This window comes from Pseudomonas sp. 8_5_2 (genome assembly GCF_059295255.1).
In genome coordinates, this window is record NZ_CM181238.1 from 4,974,759 (window position 1) to 4,999,488 (window position 24,730).

20 protein-coding genes and 1 pseudogene are annotated in these 24,730 nt (G+C 62.1%); 8 read left to right on the plus strand and 13 right to left on the minus strand.

Features of this window, described 5'->3' with window-relative positions:
• The first annotated feature begins 31 nt into the window (after nucleotides 1–31).
• A complete protein-coding gene (locus AC5O5R_RS22775) occupies nucleotides 32–511 on the plus strand; it encodes an Lrp/AsnC family transcriptional regulator (RefSeq protein ID WP_025340567.1) in 480 nt (159 codons plus the stop codon).
• Between the two features lie 100 nt (nucleotides 512–611).
• Here AC5O5R_RS22775 and ltrA read toward each other — a convergent pair.
• From ltrA to AC5O5R_RS22795, 4 genes and pseudogenes are all read right to left on the minus strand, one after another.
• A pseudogene (gene ltrA / locus AC5O5R_RS22780) lies at nucleotides 612–2,034 on the minus strand (group II intron reverse transcriptase/maturase).
• Between the two features lie 473 nt (nucleotides 2,035–2,507).
• The gene (cysN, locus tag AC5O5R_RS22785; protein ID WP_172229710.1) at nucleotides 2,508–4,409 is read right to left on the minus strand and encodes a sulfate adenylyltransferase subunit CysN; all 1,902 of its coding nucleotides are present in this window, start codon (nucleotides 4,407–4,409) and stop codon (nucleotides 2,508–2,510) included.
• A 15-nt stretch (nucleotides 4,410–4,424) separates the two neighbouring features.
• Nucleotides 4,425–5,342: a sulfate adenylyltransferase subunit CysD gene (gene cysD, locus AC5O5R_RS22790; protein ID WP_056801777.1), complete on the minus strand. Its 918-nt coding sequence runs from the start codon at nucleotides 5,340–5,342 to the stop codon at nucleotides 4,425–4,427.
• A 230-nt stretch (nucleotides 5,343–5,572) separates the two neighbouring features.
• Nucleotides 5,573–6,331, minus strand: a complete 759-nt coding sequence (locus AC5O5R_RS22795) for a Nif3-like dinuclear metal center hexameric protein (RefSeq protein ID WP_172229707.1) — start codon at nucleotides 6,329–6,331, stop codon at nucleotides 5,573–5,575.
• 168 nt (nucleotides 6,332–6,499) lie between these two features.
• Here AC5O5R_RS22795 and algW point away from each other — a divergent pair, with 168 nt between their 5' ends.
• On the plus strand, nucleotides 6,500–7,660 hold the full coding sequence (algW, locus tag AC5O5R_RS22800) for a Do family serine endopeptidase AlgW (protein WP_172229686.1): 1,161 nt from the start codon (nucleotides 6,500–6,502) through the stop codon (nucleotides 7,658–7,660).
• Nucleotides 7,661–7,790: 130 nt separating this feature from the next.
• On the opposite strand, the gene AC5O5R_RS22805 is transcribed toward algW, so the two are convergent.
• The 4 genes from AC5O5R_RS22805 to AC5O5R_RS22820 form a co-directional block, all read right to left on the minus strand.
• Nucleotides 7,791–8,555: an amino acid ABC transporter ATP-binding protein gene (locus tag AC5O5R_RS22805; RefSeq protein ID WP_016498022.1), complete on the minus strand. Its 765-nt coding sequence runs from the start codon at nucleotides 8,553–8,555 to the stop codon at nucleotides 7,791–7,793.
• A gap of 10 nt (nucleotides 8,556–8,565) precedes the next feature.
• Nucleotides 8,566–9,663, minus strand: a complete 1,098-nt coding sequence (locus tag AC5O5R_RS22810; RefSeq protein WP_172229683.1) for an amino acid ABC transporter permease — start codon at nucleotides 9,661–9,663, stop codon at nucleotides 8,566–8,568.
• A gap of 10 nt (nucleotides 9,664–9,673) precedes the next feature.
• Nucleotides 9,674–10,852: an amino acid ABC transporter permease gene (locus tag AC5O5R_RS22815; protein WP_172285679.1), complete on the minus strand. Its 1,179-nt coding sequence runs from the start codon at nucleotides 10,850–10,852 to the stop codon at nucleotides 9,674–9,676.
• A 67-nt stretch (nucleotides 10,853–10,919) separates the two neighbouring features.
• The gene (locus tag AC5O5R_RS22820) at nucleotides 10,920–11,948 is read right to left on the minus strand and encodes an amino acid ABC transporter substrate-binding protein (protein ID WP_172232636.1); all 1,029 of its coding nucleotides are present in this window, start codon (nucleotides 11,946–11,948) and stop codon (nucleotides 10,920–10,922) included.
• Nucleotides 11,949–12,280: 332 nt separating this feature from the next.
• Between AC5O5R_RS22820 and AC5O5R_RS22825 the strand changes: the two genes are divergently transcribed.
• On the plus strand, nucleotides 12,281–12,937 hold the full coding sequence (locus tag AC5O5R_RS22825; protein ID WP_172285680.1) for an alpha/beta hydrolase: 657 nt from the start codon (nucleotides 12,281–12,283) through the stop codon (nucleotides 12,935–12,937).
• 101 nt (nucleotides 12,938–13,038) lie between these two features.
• A complete protein-coding gene (gene rhlB, locus AC5O5R_RS22830) occupies nucleotides 13,039–14,499 on the plus strand; it encodes an ATP-dependent RNA helicase RhlB (protein ID WP_172227150.1) in 1,461 nt (486 codons plus the stop codon).
• Between the two features lie 161 nt (nucleotides 14,500–14,660).
• On the opposite strand, the gene moaE is transcribed toward rhlB, so the two are convergent.
• From moaE to AC5O5R_RS22855, 5 genes are all read right to left on the minus strand, one after another.
• On the minus strand, nucleotides 14,661–15,107 hold the full coding sequence (gene moaE, locus AC5O5R_RS22835; protein WP_172227152.1) for a molybdopterin synthase catalytic subunit MoaE: 447 nt from the start codon (nucleotides 15,105–15,107) through the stop codon (nucleotides 14,661–14,663).
• A gap of 2 nt (nucleotides 15,108–15,109) precedes the next feature.
• Nucleotides 15,110–15,355 (minus strand): molybdopterin converting factor subunit 1, encoded by a 246-nt coding sequence (gene moaD, locus AC5O5R_RS22840; protein ID WP_172227173.1) that lies wholly within the window; start codon nucleotides 15,353–15,355, stop codon nucleotides 15,110–15,112.
• Nucleotides 15,355–15,825 carry a cyclic pyranopterin monophosphate synthase MoaC gene (gene moaC / locus AC5O5R_RS22845; protein ID WP_172227154.1) on the minus strand — a complete coding sequence of 157 codons (471 nt, stop codon included), beginning with the start codon at nucleotides 15,823–15,825 and terminating at the stop codon, nucleotides 15,355–15,357. Before moaC ends, moaD begins: the two co-directional genes overlap by 1 nt.
• A gap of 198 nt (nucleotides 15,826–16,023) precedes the next feature.
• Nucleotides 16,024–17,418: a PhoH family protein gene (locus tag AC5O5R_RS22850; RefSeq protein WP_172227156.1), complete on the minus strand. Its 1,395-nt coding sequence runs from the start codon at nucleotides 17,416–17,418 to the stop codon at nucleotides 16,024–16,026.
• Nucleotides 17,419–17,698: 280 nt separating this feature from the next.
• Nucleotides 17,699–18,826, minus strand: a complete 1,128-nt coding sequence (locus AC5O5R_RS22855; RefSeq protein ID WP_172227158.1) for a polysaccharide deacetylase family protein — start codon at nucleotides 18,824–18,826, stop codon at nucleotides 17,699–17,701.
• 137 nt (nucleotides 18,827–18,963) lie between these two features.
• On the opposite strand from AC5O5R_RS22855, the gene yaaA reads away from it, so the two are divergent.
• The 4 genes from yaaA (at nucleotide 18,964) to AC5O5R_RS22875 (ending at nucleotide 24,725) form a co-directional block, all read left to right on the plus strand.
• A complete protein-coding gene (yaaA, locus tag AC5O5R_RS22860) occupies nucleotides 18,964–19,743 on the plus strand; it encodes a peroxide stress protein YaaA (protein WP_172227160.1) in 780 nt (259 codons plus the stop codon).
• 897 nt (nucleotides 19,744–20,640) lie between these two features.
• Nucleotides 20,641–21,957: a nucleotide sugar dehydrogenase gene (locus AC5O5R_RS22865; protein WP_172227162.1), complete on the plus strand. Its 1,317-nt coding sequence runs from the start codon at nucleotides 20,641–20,643 to the stop codon at nucleotides 21,955–21,957.
• 82 nt (nucleotides 21,958–22,039) lie between these two features.
• Complete coding sequence (locus tag AC5O5R_RS22870) at nucleotides 22,040–23,521, plus strand: glycosyltransferase family 2 protein (protein ID WP_172227164.1); 1,482 nt, start codon at nucleotides 22,040–22,042, stop codon at nucleotides 23,519–23,521.
• A gap of 37 nt (nucleotides 23,522–23,558) precedes the next feature.
• Nucleotides 23,559–24,725 carry a PilZ domain-containing protein gene (locus AC5O5R_RS22875; protein ID WP_172227166.1) on the plus strand — a complete coding sequence of 389 codons (1,167 nt, stop codon included), beginning with the start codon at nucleotides 23,559–23,561 and terminating at the stop codon, nucleotides 24,723–24,725.
• Nucleotides 24,726–24,730 lie beyond the last annotated feature (5 nt).

Sequence of the window (24,730 nt, forward strand, 5' to 3'; positions counted from 1 at the left end):
AACAACAAAAACCAAACCTGGAGGGCAAGACATGCCTTCGACTCTCGACCGCACCGACCGCGCGCTGCTTGCCGCGCTGCAGGACAACGCCCGCCTTACCGTCGCCGAGCTGGCCGACCAGGTGGCGCTGACCACCTCGCCCTGCTGGCGGCGGGTCAAGCTGCTGGAAGACAACGGCTACATCACTGGCTACCAGGCCATCCTCTCGCCCAAATCGCTGGGGTTTGGCGTGACCGCTTTCGTCAGCATCATGATGGATTCGCACACCAAGGACATGGCGTTGGCGTTCGAGCAACGGCTGATGGAAATTCCCGAGATCGTGGCCTGCCACAACATCTCGGGGCGCTATGATTTTCTGCTGGAAATTCTTGCGCGCGACCTGGAGTCGTTCGGGGAATTCACCCGCGAGGTGCTGCAACGCTTGCCGGGGGTGAAGGAGATTTATTCGAGTTTTTCCTACAAGGCGGTGAAGGAGCGGCGCGTAATTCCAGTGTCTGAAAAACATATCTGAACGGCACCCGCGGTCCCGTGGAAACGAGAATCGAGTAGGAGGCGGGCTCACACCCGCCGTCCTCTCACACCACCGTGCGTACGGTTCCGTACACGGCGGTTCAAGCTATGCGGCTAAGCCGGTTGATCGTATCCAGTATCGAGACCAGTCCGAGTCGATCCCATAGCTTCTTCGGCAGCGCCTGATTCATATGTGGCGCCCCCGAGTTCCACCACGGGCCTCGGCCGTTACAGACCGATTTACAGGCACGCTCTTCGCTCAAGCCCAGACGCATCAGGTTGCGCGCCCTCGTAGAGGGCTGCTTCCATTGGCGCCAGATGGCACAGCGGAGTTTGTGCCTGATCCAGCCATCCCGTTCCTCAAGTGGCCGTTTGCTCTGGCTAAGCTTGAAGTAACCCGCCCAGCCTCGCAGGACAGGGTTTATCCGCTCGATGGTATTCGTCATCTTGCGACCCCGTGCACCGCGTAGCAGCTCTGCGAGCCGGTCGCGCAGGCGACCCAGGCTCGTCGTTGCCACCCGCAGCCTTGGCTGCTGATGCCAGCTCATCCCATAGCCCAAGTAGTCACACTTCCAGGCTCTCGCGACTCGACTCTTCTTCTGATTCACCGTCAGTTTCAAACGTTGATTCAGGAAGCGTTCGACACTGGCCAGTACCCGTTCGCCAGCCCGAGGGCTGCGTACATAAAATGTTCGCGTCATCGGCATAGCGCACGAAGCGGTGACCCCGCCGTTCCAGTTCGCGGTCAAGTTCGTCGAGCAGGATATTCGACAGCAGCGGCGAGAGCGGGCCGCCTTGCGGCGTCCCCTCCTGCCGTGGGCTGACGACACCGCCTGACATGACTCCCGCTTCAAGGTAGCGGCGGATAAGCCTGAGTACGCACTTATCTTTGACCCGGCGCTCGATACAGGCCATCAGGATGTCGTGGTTGACTCGATCGAAGAACTTCTCCAGATCGATTTCCACGCACCAGCGGTGTCCCGCTGTCACATGAGCACGAGCCATCTCGATGGCTTGATGCGTACTTCTGCCCGGACGAAAACCATAGCTGTAGTCCGAGAACAGTGGGTCGAAGATAAGTGTGAGCTGCTGCTGCAGTGCTTGCTGGATCAGGCGATCCACGACGGTGGGGATTCCCAGTTGCCGTGTGCCGCCCTGCGGCTTGGGAATTTCAACCGCTCGCACTGCATGGGGATGGTATTCACCGGCCAGCAACCTGGCCTTGAGGGTTGGCCAATACTGTTTCACGTAGCCCGCCAAGTCAGCGACCGTCATGCCATCAGCACCCGGAGCCCCCTTGTTGCTAACCACGCGTTGATACGCACGCCTGAGGTTGGCCGGTGCAAGCACCCGCTCCATCAGCGTGTCCGGCTCTGCGTTCGTCCACGTCGCTGACGCCGCCGGCACCTTTGCACTGTCAGGCATCACCCTCGGCTTCTGGCCGGGATTCGGAGTGACAGATTCCGTTGTAGGAAATTTCTGCATTACGGCTACCAACGAGACAGTGACGCCTACTGGCGGCATAACCTGTTCGGCCCTTGGTGACGCGGTTAACCGCCACTTACTACGGCTTCGGCTGACTTCTGCACGCTCATCCCGTCGCCTCTCGACGCTCGGTAGCACTATGGCAAGCGTACAGATCTCCCAGGGTAATTCGCGCGACCTTCCTGCTTATGCCTGTCGGATTTACGTCACAGCGCTCCGTGCAAGTATTGGGCTTTGGCGATTGTTGCCGCCTGACCCCGCTGTGCCGCCTGATCCGCTTCCTGTTCGTCAGGCCAGCATTTTGCCTCGGGCTTCCTTCAGATTCGCAGTCGCCCGCGACACCCTTGCCTCCGGCTAACACTTCCCCTTGCCGGGTGTGTAGAGGACTTTCACCTCCAAGTCACCCGCTCGGCCACCACAGCCAAGCAGGTTGCGCTTACGCGCAACGCGCCATGCCTGGCGCACAACAAAAAAAACCCGCCGAAGCGGGTTTTTTAATTGCGGGCCAGCGCTTAGATCGCGCCACGCTGACGCAGCACGTCCAGCACCTGCTTCACGCCTTCGTCCACGCTGGTGGACTGGGTGTCGATCACCAGGTCCGCATCCAGCGGCACATCGAACGGGAAGCTTTCGCCCGGGATGTTGTCGCCAGCGGCAGCGTACAGGCCTTGCGGGTCACGCTCGCGGCAGGCCAGCGGCGAGGCCTGGACGTAAACGGTCACCAGGCGCTCCTTGCCGATCAGTGCCTTGGCCTGCTCGCGGCCTTCGGCATCCGGGGCCACGAATGCGGCCAGGGTCAGCAGGCCGGCTTCGTTGAACTGGCGCGCCACATGGGCGGCGCGGCGCCAGTTCTCGGTACGGCCGGCGCGGTCCTGTGGCAGGCCCTTGTTCAGGTCGTGCCGCAGGTTCTGACCATCGAGCACGTACACCGCACGGCCCATGTCGAACAGCTTGCGCTCCACGGCATAGGCCAGGGTGCTCTTGCCAGCGCCGGACAGGCCGCTGAACAGCACGGTGGCTGGCTGCTGGCCGAAGCGCAAGGCGCGCTCTTCGGTGGACACGTGGGCCTGCTTGCCATGCTGCCCGGTGCTGCCATGCGGCAGGACGGGCTGGGCGATGATCATGCCGGCGCCGACGGTGCCGTTGGTCAGGCGGTCGATGACGATGAACGCGCCGGTGGTGCGGTTGCTGTCGTAACCGTCCAGGGCGATGGCGCTATCCAGGGACACCTTGACGCGGCCGATCTCGTTCAGTTGCAGGGCGCTGGCAGCGTCCTTCTCCAGGGTGTTCACATCCACCTTGTGGGTGATGCTGGCAATCGAGCCCGGCACGTAGCTGGTAGCACGCTTGATGTCGTACTTCTTGCCAGGCAGCATCGGCTCTTCGGCCATCCACACCAGCATGGCGTCGAACTGGTCGGTCACCGGCGGTACGTTGTCGGCATGCACCAGCAGGTCGCCACGGGAGATGTCGATCTCGTCTTCCATGGTCAGTGTCACGGCCTGGCCGGGGCCGGCGTTCTCCAGCTCACCTTCGTAGGTGACGATGGATTTGACACGGCTGCTCTTGCCCGATGGCAGCACGACGATTTCGTCGCCCTTGTGCACCACGCCGCTGGCCAGGGTGCCGGCGAAGCCGCGGAAGTTCAGGTTCGGGCGGTTGACATACTGCACCGGGAAACGCAGGTCGGTGAAGTTGCGGTCGGCCGACACTTCGACGGTTTCGAGGATTTCCATCAGCGTCGGGCCGGTATACCACGGCGAACGCTCGCTGTGGTTGACCACGTTGTCGCCCTTGAGCGCCGACATCGGCACGAACTGCAGGCTGCTCGGGGTCAGGTTGATGGCTTCGGCGAACTGCAGGTAGTCGGCCTTGATCGACTCGAAGACTTCCTGGTCGAAGCCCTTGAGGTCCATCTTGTTGACCGCGACCACGATGTGCTTGATGCCCAGCAACGAGGCGATGTAGCTGTGGCGACGGGTCTGGGTCTGCACGCCGTAGCGGGCGTCGACCAGGATGATCGCCAGGTCGCAGGTGGAGGCACCGGTGGCCATGTTGCGGGTGTACTGCTCGTGGCCCGGGGTGTCGGCGATGATGAACTTGCGCTTGGCGGTGGAGAAGTAGCGGTAGGCGACATCGATGGTGATGCCCTGCTCACGCTCGGCCTGCAGGCCATCTACCAGCAGCGCCAGGTCGACTTCTTCGCCGGTGGTACCGGACTTTTTCGAATCACGGGTGATGGCCTCGAGGTGGTCCTCGTAGATCATCTTCGAGTCGTGCAGCAGCCGCCCGATCAGGGTGCTCTTGCCATCGTCGACGTTGCCGCAGGTCAGGAAGCGCAGCAGTTCCTTGCGCTCATGCTGGGCCAGGTAGGCGAGGATATCCTCGCTGATCAGATCAGATTGGTGCGACATGGAGTAACCCTGAAATTAGAAGTAGCCTTGGCGTTTCTTGTCTTCCATGGAACCGGCGCCATCGTGGTCGATGACACGGCCCTGGCGTTCGGACGTACGGGTCAGGAGCATTTCCTGAATGATGTCCGTCAGGGTCTCGGCTTCCGACTCGACCGCACCCGTCAACGGGTAGCAGCCCAGGGTACGGAAACGCACCTTCTTCTTGACGATGCGCGCTTTCTCTTCGTCGCTGAGATGCTCGAGGATGCGCTCGTCGTCGATCATGATCAGGGTGCCGTTCTTCTCGATGACTTCACGCTCGGCGGCGAAGTACAGCGGCACGATCGGGATGCCTTCGAGGTAGATGTACTGCCAGATATCCAGCTCGGTCCAGTTCGACAGCGGGAACACGCGGATCGACTCGCCCTTGTTGACCTTGCCGTTGTACACGTTCCACAGCTCGGGGCGCTGGTTTTTCGGGTCCCAGCGATGCTTGCTGTCACGGAACGAATACACGCGCTCCTTGGCCCGCGACTTCTCTTCGTCACGGCGCGCGCCACCGAAGGCGGCGTCGAACCCATGCTTGTCCAGCGCCTGCTTCAGGCCCTGGGTCTTCATGATGTCGGTGTGCTTGGAGCTGCCATGGGTGAACGGGTTGATGCCCTGCGCCACACCTTCCGGGTTGACGTGGGTAATCAGCTCCAGGCCCATTTCCTCGACCATCTTGTCGCGGAAGCTGTACATCTCCTGGAATTTCCACTGGGTGTCGACGTGCATCACCGGGAACGGCAGTTTGCCCGGGAAGAAGGCCTTGCGCGCCAGGTGCAGCATCACGGCGGAATCCTTGCCGATCGAGTACAGCATCACCGGGTTGTCGAACTCGGCGGCCACCTCGCGGATGATGTGGATGCTTTCCGCCTCCAGCTGTTTCAAGTGCGTCAGTTTGTCGACCATGGCTACTCACGAAAAACGATCTTATGGACGGCCTGCGGGCCGTGTTCGAGCGAGCCACTTTATCACAGCGGTAGCTTCTATTTAGGAGGCGGGCTAGATCGAAAAAGTCTAACGATATGACTGGGGGTTTGGGCTTGCAGGCCCGGCCTCTTCGCGGGCATGCCCGCTCCCACAGGTACGGTGGAGTCCTTGTGGGAGCGGGCGCGCCCGCGAAGAAGGCAACGCCGATCTCAGATCGGATTCGGGCAATCGATGAACAGGTGCTCCACGGCAAACCGCCGTGCCAGGTAATCACCCAGCGCCTGCACGCCGTAGCGTTCGGTGGCATGGTGCCCGGCAGCAATGAAGCTGACGCCGTTCTCGCGCGCACTGTGATAGGTCTGCTCGGACGCTTCGCCCGTCAGGTACAAATCCACCCCGGCCGCGATCGCGGTGTCGATGTAGCCCTGCCCGCCCCCGGTGCACCAGCCGACCCGGCGGATCATCTGATCACCCTCGACCAGCAACGGCTCACGCCCCAGCACTTCCTGCACCCGCCGGGCAAAATCACGCGCGGTGATCGGCTCGGCGAGCGAACCGACCAGCCCGACCACTTTGGGGTTCGCTGGGTCCAGCGGCCCTTCGACGGTAATGTCCAGTTGCCGCGCCAGCTGCACGTTGTTGCCGACCTCCGGGTGCACGTCCAGTGGCAGATGGAACGCCAGCAGGCTGATATCGTTGCTCAGCAAGGTCTTCAGGCGGCGCTGGCGGATGCCGGTGACGCACGGGTTTTCGCCTTTCCAGAAATACCCATGGTGTACCAGCACCAGGTCGGCCCCCGCCTCCACCGCGGCATCCAGCAACGCCTGGCTGGCGGTGACGCCGCTGACAATCCGGCTGACCTGCGGCCGGCCCTCGACCTGCAGGCCGTTGGGGCAATAGTCCTGGATCTTCGCGCTGCCCAGGTAACGCTCGGCTTCCTCGACCAGGGTGTTTAGAGCGACGGCCATGCAAATCTCCTCGAAAACTGCGCTTTTCTCGGGCACAACGCCTATGGAACGCCCGTATAATGCCGGCCATTATGGGCCGTCGCCGGCACTGGGGGAACCGGTGTATCATCGCGCGCGCTCATGCCCCACCGCGCGGCCACCGGCCTTCGCTCTTTCCAGGATTCGTTCATGTTCAAGGCTTTGCGTTACTTTGGCTGGCCCCTGCTTACCGGCATACTGATCGCCATGCTGATCATCCAGCGCTTCCCGCAATGGGTCGGCCTGCCCAGCCAGGACGTCAACCTGCAACAAGCCCCGCAGACTACGCGGATCATGCAGGGCCCGGTGTCCTACGCCGATGCCGTGACCCTGGCCGCCCCGGCGGTGGTCAACCTGTACACCACCAAGGTGGTGAACAAGAGCGCCCACCCGCTGTTCGAAGACCCGCAGTTCCGGCGTTTCTTCGGCGACAACCTGCCCAAGCAGCGGCGCTGGGAGTCGAGCCTGGGCTCGGCGGTGATCATGAGCCCCGAGGGTTACCTGCTGACCAACAACCACGTCACCAGCGGCGCCGACCAGATCGTCGTGGCCCTGAAAGACGGCCGCGAGACCCTGGCCCGGGTAATTGGCAGCGACCCGGAAACCGACCTGGCGGTGCTGAAGATCGACCTGAAGAAGCTGCCTGCCATCACCATCGGCCGCTCCGACACCATTCACATCGGCGACGTGTCGCTGGCCATCGGCAACCCGTTCGGGGTCGGCCAGACCGTGACCATGGGCATCATCAGCGCCACCGGCCGCAACCAGCTGGGCCTTAACAACTATGAAGACTTCATCCAGACCGACGCGGCGATCAACCCGGGCAACTCCGGCGGTGCGCTGGTGGATGCCAGCGGCAACCTGGTCGGCATCAATACGGCGATCTTCTCCAAGTCGGGTGGCTCACAGGGCATCGGCTTCGCCATTCCGGTAAAACTGGCGCTGGAGGTGATGAAGTCGATCATCGAGCACGGCCAGGTGATCCGTGGCTGGCTGGGTATCGAAGTGCAGCCGCTGAGCCAGGAGCTGGCTGAGTCGTTCGGCATGAAAGACCGCCCGGGCATCGTGGTGGCGGGCATCTTCCGCGAAGGGCCGGCGGCCAAGGCCGGGCTGCAGCTGGGTGATGTGATCATGAGCATCAACGGCGAGCCCGCCGGTGACGGGCGCAAGTCGATGAATCAGGTGGCGCGGATCAAGCCCAACGAGAAGATCACCATCGAGGTGATGCGCAATGGGCAACAGTTGAAGCTGATTGCCGAGGTGGGGCTACGGCCGCCACCGGCACCAGCAGTGACCACAGAAGAGAAGTAATAAACGGGGCCGCTTTGCGGCCCATCGCCGGCAAGCCAGCTCCCACAGGGATAGCACCGGCCTCAAGCCCTGTGCAGTACCTGTGGGAGCTGGCTTGCCGGCGATGGGCTGCAAAGCAGCCCCAACAGTATCAATGCAGAATCTGGCTCAGGAACAACCGCGTCCGGTCACTGCGCGGCCGGTCGAAGAAATCATCCGGCGCCGCCTGCTCCACGATCTCCCCCTTGTCCATGAAGATCACCCGGTTCGCCACGGTGCGGGCAAAGCCCATTTCATGGGTGACGCAGAGCATGGTCATGCCATCCTCGGCCAGGCCCACCATGGTATCGAGCACTTCCTTGACCATTTCCGGGTCCAGCGCCGACGTCGGTTCGTCGAACAGCATGATCTTCGGTTTCATGCACAGCGCACGGGCAATCGCCACACGCTGCTGCTGGCCACCGGACAACTGCCCCGGGTACTTGTGCGCCTGTTCCGGAATACGCACCCGTTCCAGGTAGTGCATGGCAATTTCCTCGGCCTTGCGCCGGGGCATCTTGCGCACCCACATCGGCGCCAGGGTGCAGTTCTCCAGAATGCTCAGGTGCGGGAACAGGTTGAAGTGCTGGAACACCATGCCCACTTCGCGGCGGATGGCCTCGATCTGCTTCAGGTCGTTGGTCAGCTCCACGCCATCGACCACGATGCGCCCTTGCTGGTGCTCTTCCAGGCGGTTGAGGCAACGGATGGTGGTGGACTTGCCCGAACCGGACGGCCCGCACAGCACGATACGCTCGCCCTGGCGCACGTTCAGGTTGATGTCCTTGAGCACATGGAACTGGCCGTACCACTTGTTCACACCCTGCATCTGGATGATGCCCTCGGGGCCGGCAGGCTGCTTGATCGCTTCACTCATGTCGAAACTCCTAACGCTTGTGGCCAGTGTCCAGCTTGCGCTCCAGGTGCATGGAGTAGCGGGACATACCGAAACAGAAAATCCAGAACACCAGGGCGGCGAACACGTAGCCCTCGGTGGCCATGCCCAGCCAGGCCGGGTCGGCGGCGGCTTGCTTGACGCTGTTGAGCAGGTCGAACAGGCCGATGATGATCACCAGGCTGGTGTCCTTGAACAGGGCTATGAAGGTGTTGACGATGCCGGGGATCACCAGCTTGAGCGCCTGCGGCAGGATCACCAGGCCCATCGCCCGCCAGTATCCCAGGCCCATCGCCGCAGCGGCTTCGTACTGGCCCTTGGGGATGGCCTGCAGGCCGCCGCGTACCACCTCGGCGATATAGGCTGACTGGAACAGGATCACCCCGATCATCGCCCGCAGCAGCTTGTCGAAGCTCATGCCCTCGGGCAGGAACAACGGCAGCATCACCGACGACATGAACAGCACGGTAATCAGCGGCACGCCGCGCCAGAACTCGATGAAGGTCACGCACACCACCTTCACCGCCGGCATCTTCGAACGCCGTCCCAGGGCCAGCAGAATACCCAGCGGCAAGGCGCCGACGATGCCCACGGTGGCGATCACCAGGGTCAGCATCAGCCCGCCCCACTGGCTGGTCGGGACGCTTTGCAGGCCCAGGTAGCCACCGTGCAGCAAGGTGTAGGCCAGCACCGGGTACAGCACCAGGAAGCCCAGGCCGTAGAAAGCCTTGCGTGGGAACTGCCTGATGAACAGCGGCGCGGCGCCGAGCACGGCAAGCCAAACGGTCAGGTCCACGCGCCAGCGCAGCTCCGTCGGGTAGTAGCCGTACATGAACTGGCCGAAGCGCTGCTGCACGAACACCCAGCAGGCGCCTTCCTTGGTGCAGTCGGCGCGGGTGGTGCCAACCCAGTTGGCATCGATCAGCGCCCACTGCAGCAACGGCGGCACGATCAGCCACACCAGGTAGATGGCGAACAGGGTCAGCAGCGTGTTGAGCCAGCTGGAGAACAGATTGGCACGCATCCATGCGAGCACGCCGACGGTTTTCACCGGGGGCGGCATATCAGGTTTGAAAACATGGGCATTCACGGGCGTATCCTCACCGCTCGATCAGCGCAATGCGCTTGTTGTACCAGTTCATCAGCAGCGAAATGCTGATGCTGATGGCGAGATAGACACTCATGGTGATGGCGATCACCTCGATGGCCTGGCCGGTCTGGTTGAGCACGGTACCGGCGAACAGCGAGACCATCTCCGGGTAGCCGATACCGGCCGCCAGCGACGAGTTCTTCGCCAGGTTCAGGTACTGGCTGGTCAGCGGCGGAATGATCACCCGCAGTGCCTGGGGGATGATCACCTTGCGCAGTGTCGGGCCCTCACGCAGGCCCAGCGAGCGCGCGGCTTCGGTCTGGCCATGGCTGACCGAGCGGATACCGGAACGCACGATTTCGGCGATGAACGCTGCGGTGTAGATGGTCAGTGCCAGGGTCAGCGCCAGCAACTCGGGGATCAGCACCCAGCCACCGACGAAGTTGAAGCCCTTCAACTGCGGCATTTCCCAGGTAACCGGGCTGCCGAACAGCAGCACGCAGGCCCCGGGGATGGCAACCAGCAACCCCAGCCCCACCCAGAACTTGTGGAACGGTACGCCGGTTTCGTTGAAGCGCTTGTTGGCGTAGCGCACCATCGCCACGGTCGCCAGCAGCGCCAGGGCCAAGGCAATGGCGAACGGCCAGAAACCATCGGTCATGGCAGCACCGGGCATGTTCAGGCCGCGGTTGCTGATGAAGAACATATCGTCGATGTTGATGCTGCCCCGCGGCCCCGGCAGGGTCAGGAACACGGCGAAGTACCAGAACAGGATCTGCAACAACGGCGGGATGTTGCGGAAGGTTTCCACATACACGGTCGCCAGCTTGTTGATCATCCAGTTCGGCGACAGCCGCGCCACGCCGATGATGAAGCCGAGAATGGTCGCCAGCACCACGCCAATGAGGGTCACCAGCAGGGTGTTGAGCAGGCCGATGACGAACACCCGCGCATAGCTGTCGGATTCCACATAGGGGATCAGGTGCTGGGCAATGCCGAAGCCGGCACTGCGCTCGAGGAAGTCGAAGCCCGAGGTGATGCCCCGGTGTTGCAGGTTGGTTTGCGTGTTGTGGAACAGGTACCAGCCCAGGCCGACCACGAACACGATCGTGAGGACCTGGAACAGCCACGCGCGCACACGTGGATCACTCAGGGACAAGCCCTTTTGTGCGCCGATTCGATTTTGCATGAGGTGCCCCGGAAAGTAGGGTTCCGAACAACCTGCGGCGGCGGGATGCCGCCGCAGGATGCAGCCATCAGCGCACAGGTGGCGCGTACTGGATGCCGCCGTTGTTCCACAGGGCGTTCATGCCACGGTCGATCTTCAGGTCGGTGCTCTGGCCCAGGTTCTTCTCGAACACTTCGCCGTAGTTGCCGACTTGCTTGACGATCTGCACTACCCAGTCTTTGGGCAGCTTGAGGTCCTTGCCATACTCGCCGTCAGCGCCAAGCAGCCGGGCGTTGTCGGGGTTCTTGGTAGACTTGGCTTCGGCCTCGACGGTTTTGGAGGTGATGCCTGCTTCTTCGGCATTCAGCATCGCGAACAAGGTCCACTTGACGATGCTGAACCACTCTTCGTCGCCCTTGCGCACCACCGGGCCCAGCGGCTCCTTGGAGATGGTTTCCGGCAGCACTACATAGTCGGTCGGCGCGGCCAGCTTGGAACGCTGGGCAAACAGCTGCGATTTGTCCGAAGTCAGCACGTCGCAACGGCCGGACTCCAGCGACTTGGCGCTCTCGTCGGAAGTGTCGAAGGTGATCGGGGTGTACTTCAGGCCATTGGCGCGGAAGTAGTCCGACACGTTCAGCTCGGTAGTGGTACCGGCCTGGATGCAGATGGTGGCGCCGTCGAGCTCCTTGGCGCTGGAAACACCGAGCTTCTTGTTGACCAGGAAGCCGACGCCGTCATAGTAGGTGACACCGGCGAACACCAGACCCATGCCGGCATCGCGCGAGCTGGTCCAGGTGGTGTTGCGCGACAGCACGTCGACTTCCCCCGACTGCAGGGCGGTGAAGCGTTCCTTGGCGTTGAGCTGGCTGAACTTGACCTTGCTGGCGTCGCCGAACACGGCGGCGGCCACGGCGCGGCAGACATCGGCGTCGATGCCGACGATCTTGCCCTGCGCATCAGGTACCGAGAAGCCTGGAAGACCGTCGCTCACGCCACACTGGACGAAGCCCTTTTTCTTCACCGCATCGAGGGTGGCGCCGGCCTGGGCAGTGCTCACGGCGCCCAGTGCGGCGGCAGCGGTCAGGACTGCCAGGGTGGTTTTCAACATCTTCATTCACAACCTCCAAATCGCTCTTGTTGTATCGAGCCGGAATTGCACCGCACCCTTTTGAGGCGTATCCGACCCGTGTTGGCTTGTTATTGGGTCAATTGGCGCAATGGACTGTTCTGTGACAGCCTTCGCTTACAAAGGGTGTTACCGTCTCGGCCTGCCCTTTGCATCGCAGGTTCAATTGCAAAGCGCGTACCAGAACTCCTGGCTGTAGCGTTTAAGCGCACGTCAAGTAGGGAAAGTTGTATCGTTGCGACATTCTTTTTCCGACAATCATTTCCCGCGCCTTCATTTCACGCACGCCATAACAAGATCCGCACACTTTCGGAGCAGTCATGACCAACCCACTGATCCTCGAACCGCAGAAAACCGCAGACGCTTGTGTGATCTGGTTGCACGGTTTGGGGGCCGACCGTTACGACTTCCTACCCGTCGCCGAATTCATGCAGGAACGCCTGCTCACCACGCGGTTCATCATGCCGCAGGCGCCGACCCGCCCGGTGACCATCAATGGCGGCTACGCCATGCCCAGCTGGTATGACATCAAGGCGATGACCCCGGCCCGCGCCATCGATGAAGCGCAGCTGGAGGAATCGGCCGAGCAGGTGATCGCCCTGATCAAGGCCGAGCAGGCCAAAGGCATCAACCTGGCGCGAATCTTCCTGGCCGGTTTCTCCCAGGGCGGCGCGGTGGTGCTGCACACTGCCTATATAAAGTGGCAAGAGGCACTGGGCGGGGTCATCGCCCTGTCCACCTACGCCCCTACCTTCAACGAACAGCACCAGCTGAGTGCGTGCCAGCAACGCACCCCGGCCCTGTGCCTGCATGGCGTGCACGACCCGGTGGTGATCCCGTCCATGGGCCGCACCGCCTTCGAGTACCTGAACACCTGGGGCGTCGCCGCCCGCTGGCAGGAATACCCGATGGAGCACGAAGTGGTGGTCGAGGAGTTGAACGACGTCCACGAGTGGCTGGCCATGCAACTGCAATAAGCAGAAGCCGCCTGTAGTTGTAGGGCTATTCCACTACGCCGAGCCTGATTCTTGCTTTACACTGCCCGGCGTACATTCCTTAATCAGTTGATGAGACGATCGTGCTCAAGGCACTCAAGAAAATATTCGGCAAGGGAGACGCCGCGCCACAGGCCGTCGCTCCTGCTGCCAGTGCAACGCCGCCTGCGCCCGCGCCCACCGAGGCGCGGCCTGCGCCTACCCCGGCCGCACCGCGCGCCAATCCCACCCCTGCGGCTGAACAGCCTGCCGCTGTGACACCTGCGGTCGAAAAGCCGGTCAATGCCAAACCGCGCCGCGAGCGCAAACCCAAGCCGCAGGCCAGCCTGTGGAAGCTGGAAGACTTCGTGGTCGAGCCGCAGGAAGGCAAGACCCGCTTCCACGACTTCAAGCTGTCCAACGAGGTGATGCACGCCATCCACGACCTGGGCTTCCCGTACTGCACGCCGATCCAGGCCCAGGTGCTGGGCTACACCCTGCGTGGCCAGGACGCCATCGGCCGGGCCCAGACCGGTACTGGCAAGACTGCGGCATTCCTGATTTCGATCATTTCCCAGCTGCAGCAGACGCCACCACCCAAAGAACGCTACATGGGCGAGCCGCGTGCGCTGATCATCGCCCCCACCCGCGAGCTGGTGGTGCAGATCGCCAAGGACGCCGCAGCGCTGACCAAGTACACCGGCCTGAACGTGATGAGCTTTGTCGGCGGCATGGAATTCGACAAACAGCTCAAGGCCCTGGAAGCGCGCCACTGCGACATCCTGGTCGCCACCCCTGGCCGCCTGCTGGACTTCAACCAGCGCGGCGAGGTGCACCTGGACATGGTCGAGGTGATGGTGCTGGACGAGGCCGACCGCATGCTCGACATGGGCTTCATCCCGCAGGTGCGCCAGATCATTCGCCAGACGCCGCCAAAAAGCGAGCGCCAGACCCTGCTGTTCTCGGCCACCTTCACCGAAGACGTGATGAACCTGGCCAAGCAATGGACCACCAACCCGGCCATCGTCGAGATCGAGCCGGAGAACGTGGCCAGCGAAACGGTCGAGCAGCACGTGTATGCGGTGGCCGGCAGCGACAAGTACAAGCTGCTGTACAACCTGGTGACCCAGAACAAGTGGGAACGGGTGATGGTGTTTGCCAACCGCAAGGACGAAGTGCGGCGCATCGAGGAAAAGCTGGTGCGCGACGGCATCAATGCCGCCCAGTTGTCGGGCGACGTGCCGCAGCACAAGCGTATTCGAACCCTGGAAAACTTCCGCGAAGGTCGGGTCACGGTGCTGGTGGCCACTGACGTGGCAGGGCGTGGCATTCATATCGATGGCATCAGCCACGTGATCAACTTCACCCTGCCCGAGGATCCGGACGACTACGTGCACCGTATCGGCCGTACCGGACGCGCGGGGGCTGATGGCGTGTCGATCAGCTTTGCCGGTGAGGATGATTCGTATCAGTTGCCGGGGATCGAGGAGCTGCTGGGGCGCAAGATCAAGTGCGAGATGCCGCCGGATGAGCTACTCAAGCCGGTGCCGCGCAAGCATCACTGATTGCCTGAATGCCAACGCCGCCCTTGTAGGAGCGGCCTTGTGTCGCGAAAGGGCCGCACAGCGGCCCCAGCAATTCATGCATTAATGCTGACATCCTGGGGCCGCTGCGCGGCCCTTTCGCGACACAAGGCCGCTCCTACATGGGATCGGCGCAGCCTTGACTACCAGCGCCCGGCAGCGTCCTGGTCACTCTGCCTGCCTTCCACCCACCTCGGCCCTTCCTGGGTAGTTTCCTTCTTCCAGAACGGCGCGCGGGTCTTCAGGTAGTCCATGATGAAATCGCAGGCCTCGAATGCGGCCTGCCGATGGGCACTGGCGACACCGACGAACACGATCGGCTCGCCCGGCTCCAGCGCCCCGATGCGATGCAGCACCTCCACCTTCAGCAGCGGCCAGCGCTGCTCGGCCTCGACCACGATCTTGGCCAGGGCCTTCTCGGTCATGCCCGGGTAGTGCTCGAGGAACATCCCCGCCACATCGCGCCCATCATTGAAGTCCCGCACATAGCCGACAAACCCGACCACCGCGCCCACACCCACGTTGGCCGCATGCATGGCATTCACCTCGGCCCCAGGGTCGAACGCGCCTTCCTGCACTCGCACTGCCATGTTCAGCCTCCGGTCACCGGTGGGAAGAACGCCACTTCATCGCCGTCTTCCAAGGGCTCATCGAGCTTGCACAGCTCTTCATTGCGCGCGCACATCAGGTTCTGCTCGGCCAGTACCGCGTAACGCTCGCCCTTGGCCACCAGCGCCTGGCGCACATCGTCGAGCACCTGGAACGCGCCCTCCACCTGTTCGGCATCCACGTCCAGCTGCTCACGGTAACGGGCGAAGTACATCACCTTGACCTTCATCACGCCTCCACCTTGTAGTGGCCGCTCTTGCCGCCGAGCTTTTCCAGCAGGCGCACCTGCTCGATGACCATGCCCTTGTCCACCGCCTTGCACATGTCATAGATCGTCAGCGCGGCGACACTGGCGGCGGTCAGCGCTTCCATCTCGACGCCGGTCTGCCCGGCCAGCTTGCAGCGGGCGACGATGCGCACGGCGTCCTCGCCCTCGGCGCTGAGCTCGACCTTGACGCTGGTCAGCATCAGCGGGTGGCACAGCGGGATCAGGTCGCTGGTCTTCTTCGCCGCCTGGATCCCGGCAATGCGCGCCACGGCGAACACGTCGCCCTTGGGGTGCTCACCGTCGACGATCATCTGCAAGGTCTGCGGCAGCATGCGCACCCGCGCTTCGGCAATGGCCTCACGCTCGGTCACCGCCTTTTCAGTGACGTCGACCATGTTGGCCCGGCCCTGGGAATCAAGATGTGTCAGCACTGCTCTGCTCCTGTGAGGGGAACTCGCAGTGTAAACCTGTGGGTCAGGTTTGAGCAGAGGTATGTGTCGGCAGGCCCGGCCTCTTCGCGGGCACGCCCGCTCCCACAGGGTCCTCACCGCCTTGAATCAAGTGGAGATCCTGTGGAAGCGGGCGTGCCCGCGAAAAGGCCGGGCAGTGATCTGCCCGGCTGCATGGTTTTACAGATGCGACTCGGCGTACTCGGCCAGCACCGAGCGTGGCACCCCTTGCAGGGTCAGGTGCACGCCGTGGGGGAAGTCCTTGAAGCGCTCGGTCAGGTAAGTCAGGCCCGAGCTGGTCGCGGACAGGTAAGGGGTATCGATCTGCGCCAGGTTGCCAAGGCAGACCACCTTGGACCCGGAGCCGGCACGGGTGATGATGGTCTTGATCTGGTGCGGCGTAAGGTTCTGGCACTCGTCGATCAGGATCAGGCTCTGCTGGAAGCTGCGACCGCGAATGTAGTTGAGCGACTTGAACTGCAACGGTACCCGCTCGAGGATGTACTCGACACTGCCATGCGTGCTTTCGTCATCCATGTGCAAGGCTTCGAGGTTGTCGGTGATCGCGCCCAGCCAAGGCTCCATCTTCTCCGCTTCGGTGCCCGGCAGGAAGCCGATTTCCTGGTCCAGCCCCTGCACGCTGCGGGTGGCAATGATGCGCCGGTAGCGCTTGCTGACCATGGTCTGCTCGATGGCTGCGGCCAGCGCCAGAATGGTCTTGCCCGAGCCGGCAGGGCCGGTCAGGTTGACCAGGTGAATATCCGGGTCAAGCAGGGCGAAGAGTGCCAGGCTCTGATGGATGTCGCGTGGCTTCAGGCCCCAGGCTTCCTGGTGCAACAGGGGCTCCTGATGCAGGTCGAGCAACAGCAGCTCATCGTTGCGGATGCCCTTGATCCAGCCGACGAAGCCTTGCTCATCGATGATGAATTCGTTGATGTGGACGGCCGGCAGGTTGTCGATCATCTGCACCCGATGCCAGGTACGCCCCCGCTCCTGACGGGTATCGACCTTGCTCACCCGGTCCCAGAACGAGCCAGTGACCGAGTGGTAGCCCTTGGACAGCAAGGACACGTCATCGACCAGCTGGTCGGTGCTGTAATCCTCGGCCGCAATCCCGCAAGCGCGCGCCTTCAGGCGCATGTTGATGTCTTTGGTGACCAGCACCACGTCCAGGTCGCTGCGCCGAGCCCGTACTTCAAGCAGCTGGTTGATGATGATGTTGTCGTTGAGGTTTTCCGGCAGCAGCCTGTTCGGCTCGTTGCGCGGCGTCATCAGGATGGACAGGAAGCCCTTGGGCCCGCTCTTGCCACGCTGAATCGGCACGCCCTGCTCGACATCGCTGGGCGAGGCGTCGCCCAGGGTCTGGTCGATCAGGCGGATGGCTTGGCGGCATTCAGCGGCGATGGTCTGTTTGCCCGTCTTGAGCTTGTCGAGTTCCTCCAGCACCGTCATCGGCAGGGCGACGTGGTGCTCCTCGAAGTTGAGCAATGCGTTGGGGTCGTGAATCAGGACGTTGGTATCGAGCACATAGAGGATTGGCTTGCTGGAGGAAGGGTTGCGTCCTTGGTCATCCATACTCGGTCACCTTATGTCGAAGCCACACGGCGTGGTCTGTTACGCCGCAAAGTGACTACCGTCTCCCCGTATCCGCGTTGTTACGGGCGGGAAGCGAACCTGCCTAGGTGGGCCTGGATGACGCCACCTGTGCTGCAGGAATCGGCTGTCTGGTTTCTTCATACCGCAAAAGCCATGACCGGAAAAAGCATTTTTACGAGATTTTGAAGTTTATTTTTCCGATTGACGATGAGGCCTTGGCGCGGACGCCAGAGGGGACTACATTCAAAAGTCATACCCTCTATTCGGCATATCCATATTCCCGGCAATCCTGCCAGCCGATACCGCTCTGCGCGGTGCTGCGCAGCAACCATTCCACTGCCGGCTGGGCCTTGGGCAGGCTGTCATGGAACTGGATCACGCCCTTGCGCCACAGCAACATCAAGGTCAACACCCGCTGCGCAGAGGCCTGGGCACTCAACGCGCCATCATCCTGGGCATCGATATCCCACAATGACACGCGCAACTGCTGGCTGGCCATGAACGACTCGCCGTCAGCCCGGCGCTGGCCATAGGGCGGCCGGAACAACGGCACATACTGCGCTGGCAGGTCGGCTTGCACCCGCGCCTGACTACGCCGCAGCGAATCCTGCCAGTCCGTCCACTGCGCGTGGGAGCGGTATTCCCAGCCCTGGATACCCACACACTGACCGTCGTAGAGCTGGCGCAAGGCATTGGCCGGCCCCGCGTCACGCCGTTGCTGCAGGCGGTTGCCGAGCACAAAGAAGGTACCTTGGAGTTTCTGTCTGCGCAGGTAGTCGGTGAGCAGGTCAGTGCTGCCACTGTCCGGCCCGGGGCCACCGACGAAAGTCAGCAGGAACATGCGGTCATTCAGTTCATCACCATTACGCTCACGGGGGGACAGCCGCTCCACCTCGCTGCTGGTCTGCGGCAGCAACGCCGCCTTGCGCAGTTGTTCATCCAGGTAACGAACATGGAACTGATGGCTAGGCTCGACCCATCCTGCATAGAACGTGCCTACATCTGCGGCGAAAGTAGCTGCTTGCGTGCGCAAATCAGCCATCGAAGCTACCGGGTAGCAGAACGACGCATCCTGCTCGCAACTGCGCTGCGCCTGCTGATAGCCCTGCCACAATCGCTGCCACAGCCGCGCCCGAACCAGGCGTACCTTTTGCAGGTTGATCTGCCGTAGCCCCAGCCGCGCCGCCAGTGCCGCGTCGTCGAGCAGCTCGCTTTCGTGCAGCACCTGGGCGAACGACAGGATCTCGGCGCGCGAAGCCACGTCAAACAGTGCCGGGCTGTCCAGCTGCTCGGGCCACAGGCTGCGGTCGAGGCTGACCTGGGTGGAAGGGGCGGCTTGCACAGTCAGGCTCAGCAGCGCGACCAGCAAGGCAGAGGCAATGCGCACGGTGGAAGGCTCCGCAGCGGCAAAACGCGAACTATAGCGCCTGCTTCGGCCATGGTCTGTGACTATCGTCGCCATAGTTTGGACTTGCACCGCCCAACCCGTAGAATCTGCGGTCAAAGATGCCAGGAGCCGACCCGATGCTGACGGTGATTTCCCCCGCCAAGACCCTCGACTACGACACCAAGCCTGTGACCGAGCGTTTCACCCTGCCCCAGTACCTGGACGATTCCCAGGAACTGATCCAGCAACTGCGCGACCTGTCGCCAGCGCAGATCAGCGAGCTGATGCACCTGTCCGACAAGCTTGCCGGTCTGAATGCCGCGCGCTTCGGCAGCTGGACGCCAGACTTCACCCCGGCCAATGCCAAGCAGGCGCTGCTGGCGTTCAAGGGTGACGTGTACACCGGCCTCGACGCCGAAAGCCTGGGCGAGGACGATTTCAGCTACGCGCAAGACCACCTGCGCATGCTCTCGGGCCTTTACGGCCTGCTGCGTCCGCTGGACCTCATGCAGCCCTACCGCCTGGAGATGGGCACCAAGCTGGCCAACGCCCGCGGCAAGGACCTGTACGCCTTCTGGGGCACGCGCATCAGCGAATGGCTGAACCAGGCGCTGGCCGAACAGGGCGATGACGTGCTGTTGAACCTGGCCAGCAACGAGTATTTCAGTGCAGTGAAACGTAGCGCGCTGAACGCTCGGGTGATCAATGTCGATTTCAAGGACTGGAAAAACGGCCAGTACAAGATCATCAGCTTCTACGCCAAGAAAGCCCGCGGCATGATGAGCCGCTTTGTGATCCAGCAGCGCATCAGCGATCCCGAACAGCTCAAGCGGTTCGATGTGCAGGGGTACTACTACAGCGCCGAGCAGTCCAAGGCGGATCATCTGGTGTTTTTGCGCGATCAGCCTGCTGAGTAAGCCCGCTATGCCCTCTTCGTGGGTCAATCGGATCGCCTTCAGGGGGGGGCATCCAGGCTGACAGGGGCTCGCCGCAAGAGATGCAGCGCCTGTCAGCCCTGATGCGGGCCCTGTGCGAGCGGCGGTGCGGCGACCGGTTAACCCGCAAAGAGGCCAGCCGCCCTGTAGCCGGCCATGGCGCAAACTGCCACTACGCCACAAATCCGGCGTCAATAATCCACCACCCCTCCCTTTATCGCCAACCGTCATAAGACCGTTCATACCTTTTCTGACGAATCTCGAAAAATATTTTCCGATACTGGCATAAAAACATCTCGTAACAGTCTCACCCTTGATACACGGGGGTAAAACACCTGCGTGCTATCAAATTGAAACTGCGCCCAACTGAATAAATATTTAGAAATCTTTCATCCCGGCAGAATCCACACAGGAACTTCTCCTGCAACCCATCGCTCATAGTGCCGTAACGATTTTCCTGCCTACGGGTTGTGAGAGATGACTTACAGATGACAATGGCAGGTATCCGCTACCTGCCGCGATAACTTAGACAGGCAGGCGGGTATCTCCCGCAGCCCCTGTCCATGCAGGAGACAAGCGTCCCTTACAACTCGTCCTAGTGGTTGATTTCAAAGGATTTATCCCACTTGAAAAAACAAGCACAGCAAAGCGCCAAGTAGCACTTTGCAATTAAGACGGCTGCATTTCAGGGCACGTTTTTAATTAATGGCTATTTAATGCCTATTTGAGTGCATAACTTTTTGCGCTCCGGATTTATTTTGCCTGCGCTCGGTGAAGTGTGCATTCGCCATGGACCCGTGCGCCTTGAAACTGTTGTTAATCCATCCAGCACGGCACTTTCCGCAGTGGCCGGCGTGATAAACACATGAGGTGATAGCGATGCGTATCAGCATCTTTGGTTTGGGTTATGTGGGTGCAGTCTGTGCAGGCTGCCTGACGGCGCGTGGCCATGAAGTGATCGGTGTGGACGTGTCCAGCACCAAGATCGACCTGATCAACCAGGGCAAGTCGCCCATCGTCGAACCTGGCCTGGAAGCACTGCTGCAACAGGGCATCGCCAATGGCCGCCTGCGCGGCACCACCGACTTCGCCGAAGCCATCCGTGCCAGCGACGTGTCGATGATCTGCGTGGGTACGCCCAGCAAGAAGAACGGCGACCTGGGCCTGGAATACATCGAGTCGGTGTGCCGCGAAATCGGTTACGTACTGCGTGACACCACCCGCCGTCACACCATCGTGGTGCGCAGCACCGTGCTGCCAGGCACCGTCAAGAACGTGGTCATCCCGATTCTCGAAGACTGCTCGGGCAAGAAGGCCGGGGTCGACTTCGGTGTCGCGGTCAACCCCGAGTTCCTGCGTGAGAGCACCGCGATCAAGGACTACGACCAGCCGCCAATGACCGTCATCGGCGAACTGGACAGTGCCAGCGGCGACATCCTCCAGGCACTGTACGAAGAGCTCGACGCCCCGGTCATCCGCAAGCCGATCGAAGTGGCCGAGATGATCAAGTACACCTGCAACGTCTGGCACGCCACCAAGGTCACCTTTGCCAACGAAATCGGCAACATCGCCAAGGCGGTAGGCGTCGATGGCCGCGAGGTGATGGAAGTGGTCTGCCAGGACAAGGTCCTGAACCTGTCCCAGTACTACATGCGCCCAGGCTTCGCCTTCGGCGGCTCGTGCCTGCCCAAGGACGTGCGCGCCCTCACCTACCGCGCCGCCAGCCTCGATGTCCGCGCACCGCTGCTCGACTCGCTGATGCGCAGCAACGAATCGCAGGTGCAGAACGCCTTCGAGCTGATCGAAAGCCACGACAAGCGCAAGGTCGCCCTGCTCGGCCTGAGCTTCAAGGCCGGCACCGACGACCTGCGCGAAAGCCCGCTGGTGGAACTGGCCGAGCGCCTGATCGGCAAGGGCTACCAGCTGGACATCTACGACGAGAACGTCGAGTACGCCCGTGTCCACGGCGCCAACAAGGACTACATCGAATCGAAGATCCCGCACGTGTCGTCGCTGCTCAACGCCGATTTCCAGAAGGTCATCGACAACGCCGACATCATCGTCCTCGGCAACCGTGACGAGCAGTTCCGTGCGCTGGCCCAGCAAGCGCCGGCCGGCAAGCAGGTGATCGACCTGGTCGGGTTCATGAACAACCCGACCAGCACCACCAGCCGCACCGAAGGCATCTGCTGGTAAGTGCCCGGCCAGGCGGCACAAGGGTTCTGTACAGAGCCGTTGTGCCGCCCACCCTTTCCCGAATTCTCCACGGATGCTGAACATGCAAAGGCTCCAGACAGTGCTGTTGCAGTGCGCCGGTTGGCTGCTCTACATGAGCCTGCTCATGCTGATCGCCCTGGCCCTGCCAGCCGATATCTTCGACTCGCAGTCGAAGCACTTCATCTTCCTGGTCGGCGCAGTCGGCATCTGGCGCTATTCCATGGGCGCCACCCATTTCATCCGCGGCATGATATTTCTCTACGGCGTGTACCCGTACCTGCGCCGCAAGGTACAGAAAATGGGCGACGCGACCAACCCGTCGCATGTGTACCTGATGGTGACCAGCTTCCGTATCGAAGCGCTGACCACCGCCCAGGTGTACAGCTCGGTGATCCGCGAAGCGATCAACTGCGGTTTCCCCACCACCGTGGTCTGCTCGCTGGTGGAGATGTCGGACGAACTGCTGGTGAAAAGCCTGTGGGCCAAGTACAACCCGCCGGCCCACGTAAAGCTGGACATCGTGCGCATCGCCGGTACCGGCAAGCGCGATGGCCTGGCCTACGGCTTCCGCGCCATCTCGCGCATGCTGCCGGACGAGAACGCGGTGGTGGCGGTGATCGACGGTGACACCGTGCTGGCCGATGGCGTGGTGCGCAAGACCGTGCCGTGGTTCAAGCTGTTCGCCAATGTCGGCGGCCTGACCACCAACGAATTCTGCGAAGTGCGTGGCGGCTACATCATGAGCGAATGGCACAAGCTGCGCTTCGCCCAGCGCCACATCAACATGTGCTCGATGGCCCTGTCCAAGCGCGTGCTGACCATGACCGGGCGCATGTCGATGTTCCGCGCCAGCGTGGTGACCAACCCCGAGTTCATCGCCGACGTCGAAAGCGACTCGCTGATGCACTGGCGCCTGGGCCGCTTCAAGTTCCTCACCGGTGACGACAAGTCCAGCTGGTTCAGCCTGATGCGCCTTGGCTACGACACCTTCTACGTGCCGGACGCCGCCATCAACACGGTCGAGCACCCGCCGGAGAAGAGCTTTTTCAAGGCCAGCCGCAAGCTGATGTACCGCTGGTACGGCAACAACCTGCGGCAGAACTCCCGTGCCCTTGGCCTGGGCATGCGCCGCCTGGGGCTGTTCACCAGCATCGTGCTGTTCGACCAGCGCGTGTCGATGTGGACCAGCCTGCTGGGCCTGACCGTGGCGGTCATCGCCAGCCTCAAGTTCGGCCTTGCCTTCCTGCTGGTGTACCTGCTGTGGATCGGCATCACCCGGCTGATCCTCACCGTGATGCTGCTGTGCTCCGGCCACAAGGTCGGCCCGGCCTACCCGCTGATTCTCTATTACAACCAGATCATCGGCGCGCTGATGAAGATCTACGTGTTCTTCCGCCTCGACAAGCAGTCGTGGACGCGTCAGCCCACTGCCCTCAAGCGTGACCTCGCCAGCTTTCAACAATGGTTCAACACCTGGTCCTCGCGGACCATGACCTTCTCGGCCGCCAGCATCTTCGTTGCTGTGCTGTTCATGGTCGTGTGAGCCCAACCCGGATCGGATCTAACAGGAACAAACCACCATGAATACCGCCGTGAACGTCAATGTCGTGCATGAGTCCGAAGCCCAGCGCCAACACGCCCGGGTGCGCATTCCTGCCAAGCTGCGCTTTCTGGATGCCCAGCGCCAGACCCACGAAGTGAAGGTCGATGACCTGTCCGCCGGTGGCCTGAGCTTCCACACCAAGCAGCCGCTGTCGGTGGGCGATGTGCTGCGCGGGCGCCTGCAGTTCGTGGTCGACAACCTGGGCCTGTCGATCGACATCGAGTTCCAGGTGCGCTCGTACAACCCGAGCAGCGGCCGTACCGGTGCGCAGTTCCAGAACCTCGAACCGCGCGACATCGCCACGCTGCGGCACATCATCACCAGCCACCTGTCCGGCGAGCTGATCAGCATCGGCGACGTGCTCAGCACCCTGCAGCGCGACAACTTCACCAAGGCCCGCAAGCAGAAGGACGGCGGCAGTGGCCTGAGCGCCTTCGGCCGCCTCAAAGCGGTTACCGTCACCCTCGGCGTGTTCGTGGTCGGCGTCGCCGCCTTCGGCTTCGTCGCCAAGTCACTGTACGGCATGTACTTCGTCAGCCATGCCGAAGCCGGCGTGGTCGCGGTGCCTACCACCAACATCACCATGCCGCGCGACGGTACCGTGAACAGCCTGGTGCAAAGCGGTGGGCAGGTCGCCAAGGGCGCGCCACTGGCCAGCTTCACCACCAGCATGCTGGACATGCTCAAGGGCAACCTGGACGACGCGCAGCTGGACCCGGCAAAAATCGAGGAACTGTTCGGCAAACAGCTGTCCGGCACCCTCACCAGCCCCTGCGATTGCGTGGTCGCCCGCCAGCTGGTGGACGACGGCCAGTACGCCGCCAAGGGCCAGCCGATCTTCCAGCTGATCCCGCGTACCACCACGCCGATGGTCGAGGCGCGCTTCAGCTACCGCCAGTTCGACGAGGTCAAGCCAGGTACCCGGGTCAACTTCCAGGTCGCTGGCGAAGACGACGTGCGCACTGGCCAGATCGTCAGCAGCAGCAGCCTGGACAGTGAAAACCTCGCCTCGGACATCCGTGTGCAGATCAAGCCCGATGACGGCATGCCAGCCGAACTGGCCGGCCGCCCGGCTTCGGTCAACAGCGACCGTGGCCCGTCGTTCAACTGGCTGATCGACAAAGCCATGGCCCGTGGGCTGTAAGAGGA

Excerpts from the sequence above, each read along its gene's own strand:
- AC5O5R_RS22775 (WP_025340567.1), top strand. The coding sequence starts at position 32 with ATGCCTTCGACTCTCGACCGCACCGACCGCGCGCTGCTTGCCGCGCTG.
- cysN (WP_172229710.1), bottom strand. The coding sequence starts at position 4,409 with ATGTCGCACCAATCTGATCTGATCAGCGAGGATATCCTCGCCTACCTG.
- cysD (WP_056801777.1), bottom strand. The coding sequence starts at position 5,342 with ATGGTCGACAAACTGACGCACTTGAAACAGCTGGAGGCGGAAAGCATC.
- AC5O5R_RS22795 (WP_172229707.1), bottom strand. The coding sequence starts at position 6,331 with ATGGCCGTCGCTCTAAACACCCTGGTCGAGGAAGCCGAGCGTTACCTG.
- algW (WP_172229686.1), top strand. The coding sequence starts at position 6,500 with ATGTTCAAGGCTTTGCGTTACTTTGGCTGGCCCCTGCTTACCGGCATA.
- AC5O5R_RS22805 (WP_016498022.1), bottom strand. The coding sequence starts at position 8,555 with ATGAGTGAAGCGATCAAGCAGCCTGCCGGCCCCGAGGGCATCATCCAG.
- AC5O5R_RS22815 (WP_172285679.1), bottom strand. The coding sequence starts at position 10,852 with ATGCAAAATCGAATCGGCGCACAAAAGGGCTTGTCCCTGAGTGATCCA.
- AC5O5R_RS22820 (WP_172232636.1), bottom strand. The coding sequence starts at position 11,948 with ATGAAGATGTTGAAAACCACCCTGGCAGTCCTGACCGCTGCCGCCGCA.
- AC5O5R_RS22825 (WP_172285680.1), top strand. The coding sequence starts at position 12,281 with ATGACCAACCCACTGATCCTCGAACCGCAGAAAACCGCAGACGCTTGT.
- moaE (WP_172227152.1), bottom strand. The coding sequence starts at position 15,107 with ATGGCAGTGCGAGTGCAGGAAGGCGCGTTCGACCCTGGGGCCGAGGTG.
- moaD (WP_172227173.1), bottom strand. The coding sequence starts at position 15,355 with ATGAAGGTCAAGGTGATGTACTTCGCCCGTTACCGTGAGCAGCTGGAC.
- AC5O5R_RS22850 (WP_172227156.1), bottom strand. The coding sequence starts at position 17,418 with ATGGATGACCAAGGACGCAACCCTTCCTCCAGCAAGCCAATCCTCTAT.
- yaaA (WP_172227160.1), top strand. The coding sequence starts at position 18,964 with ATGCTGACGGTGATTTCCCCCGCCAAGACCCTCGACTACGACACCAAG.
- AC5O5R_RS22865 (WP_172227162.1), top strand. The coding sequence starts at position 20,641 with ATGCGTATCAGCATCTTTGGTTTGGGTTATGTGGGTGCAGTCTGTGCA.
- AC5O5R_RS22870 (WP_172227164.1), top strand. The coding sequence starts at position 22,040 with ATGCAAAGGCTCCAGACAGTGCTGTTGCAGTGCGCCGGTTGGCTGCTC.
- AC5O5R_RS22875 (WP_172227166.1), top strand. The coding sequence starts at position 23,559 with ATGAATACCGCCGTGAACGTCAATGTCGTGCATGAGTCCGAAGCCCAG.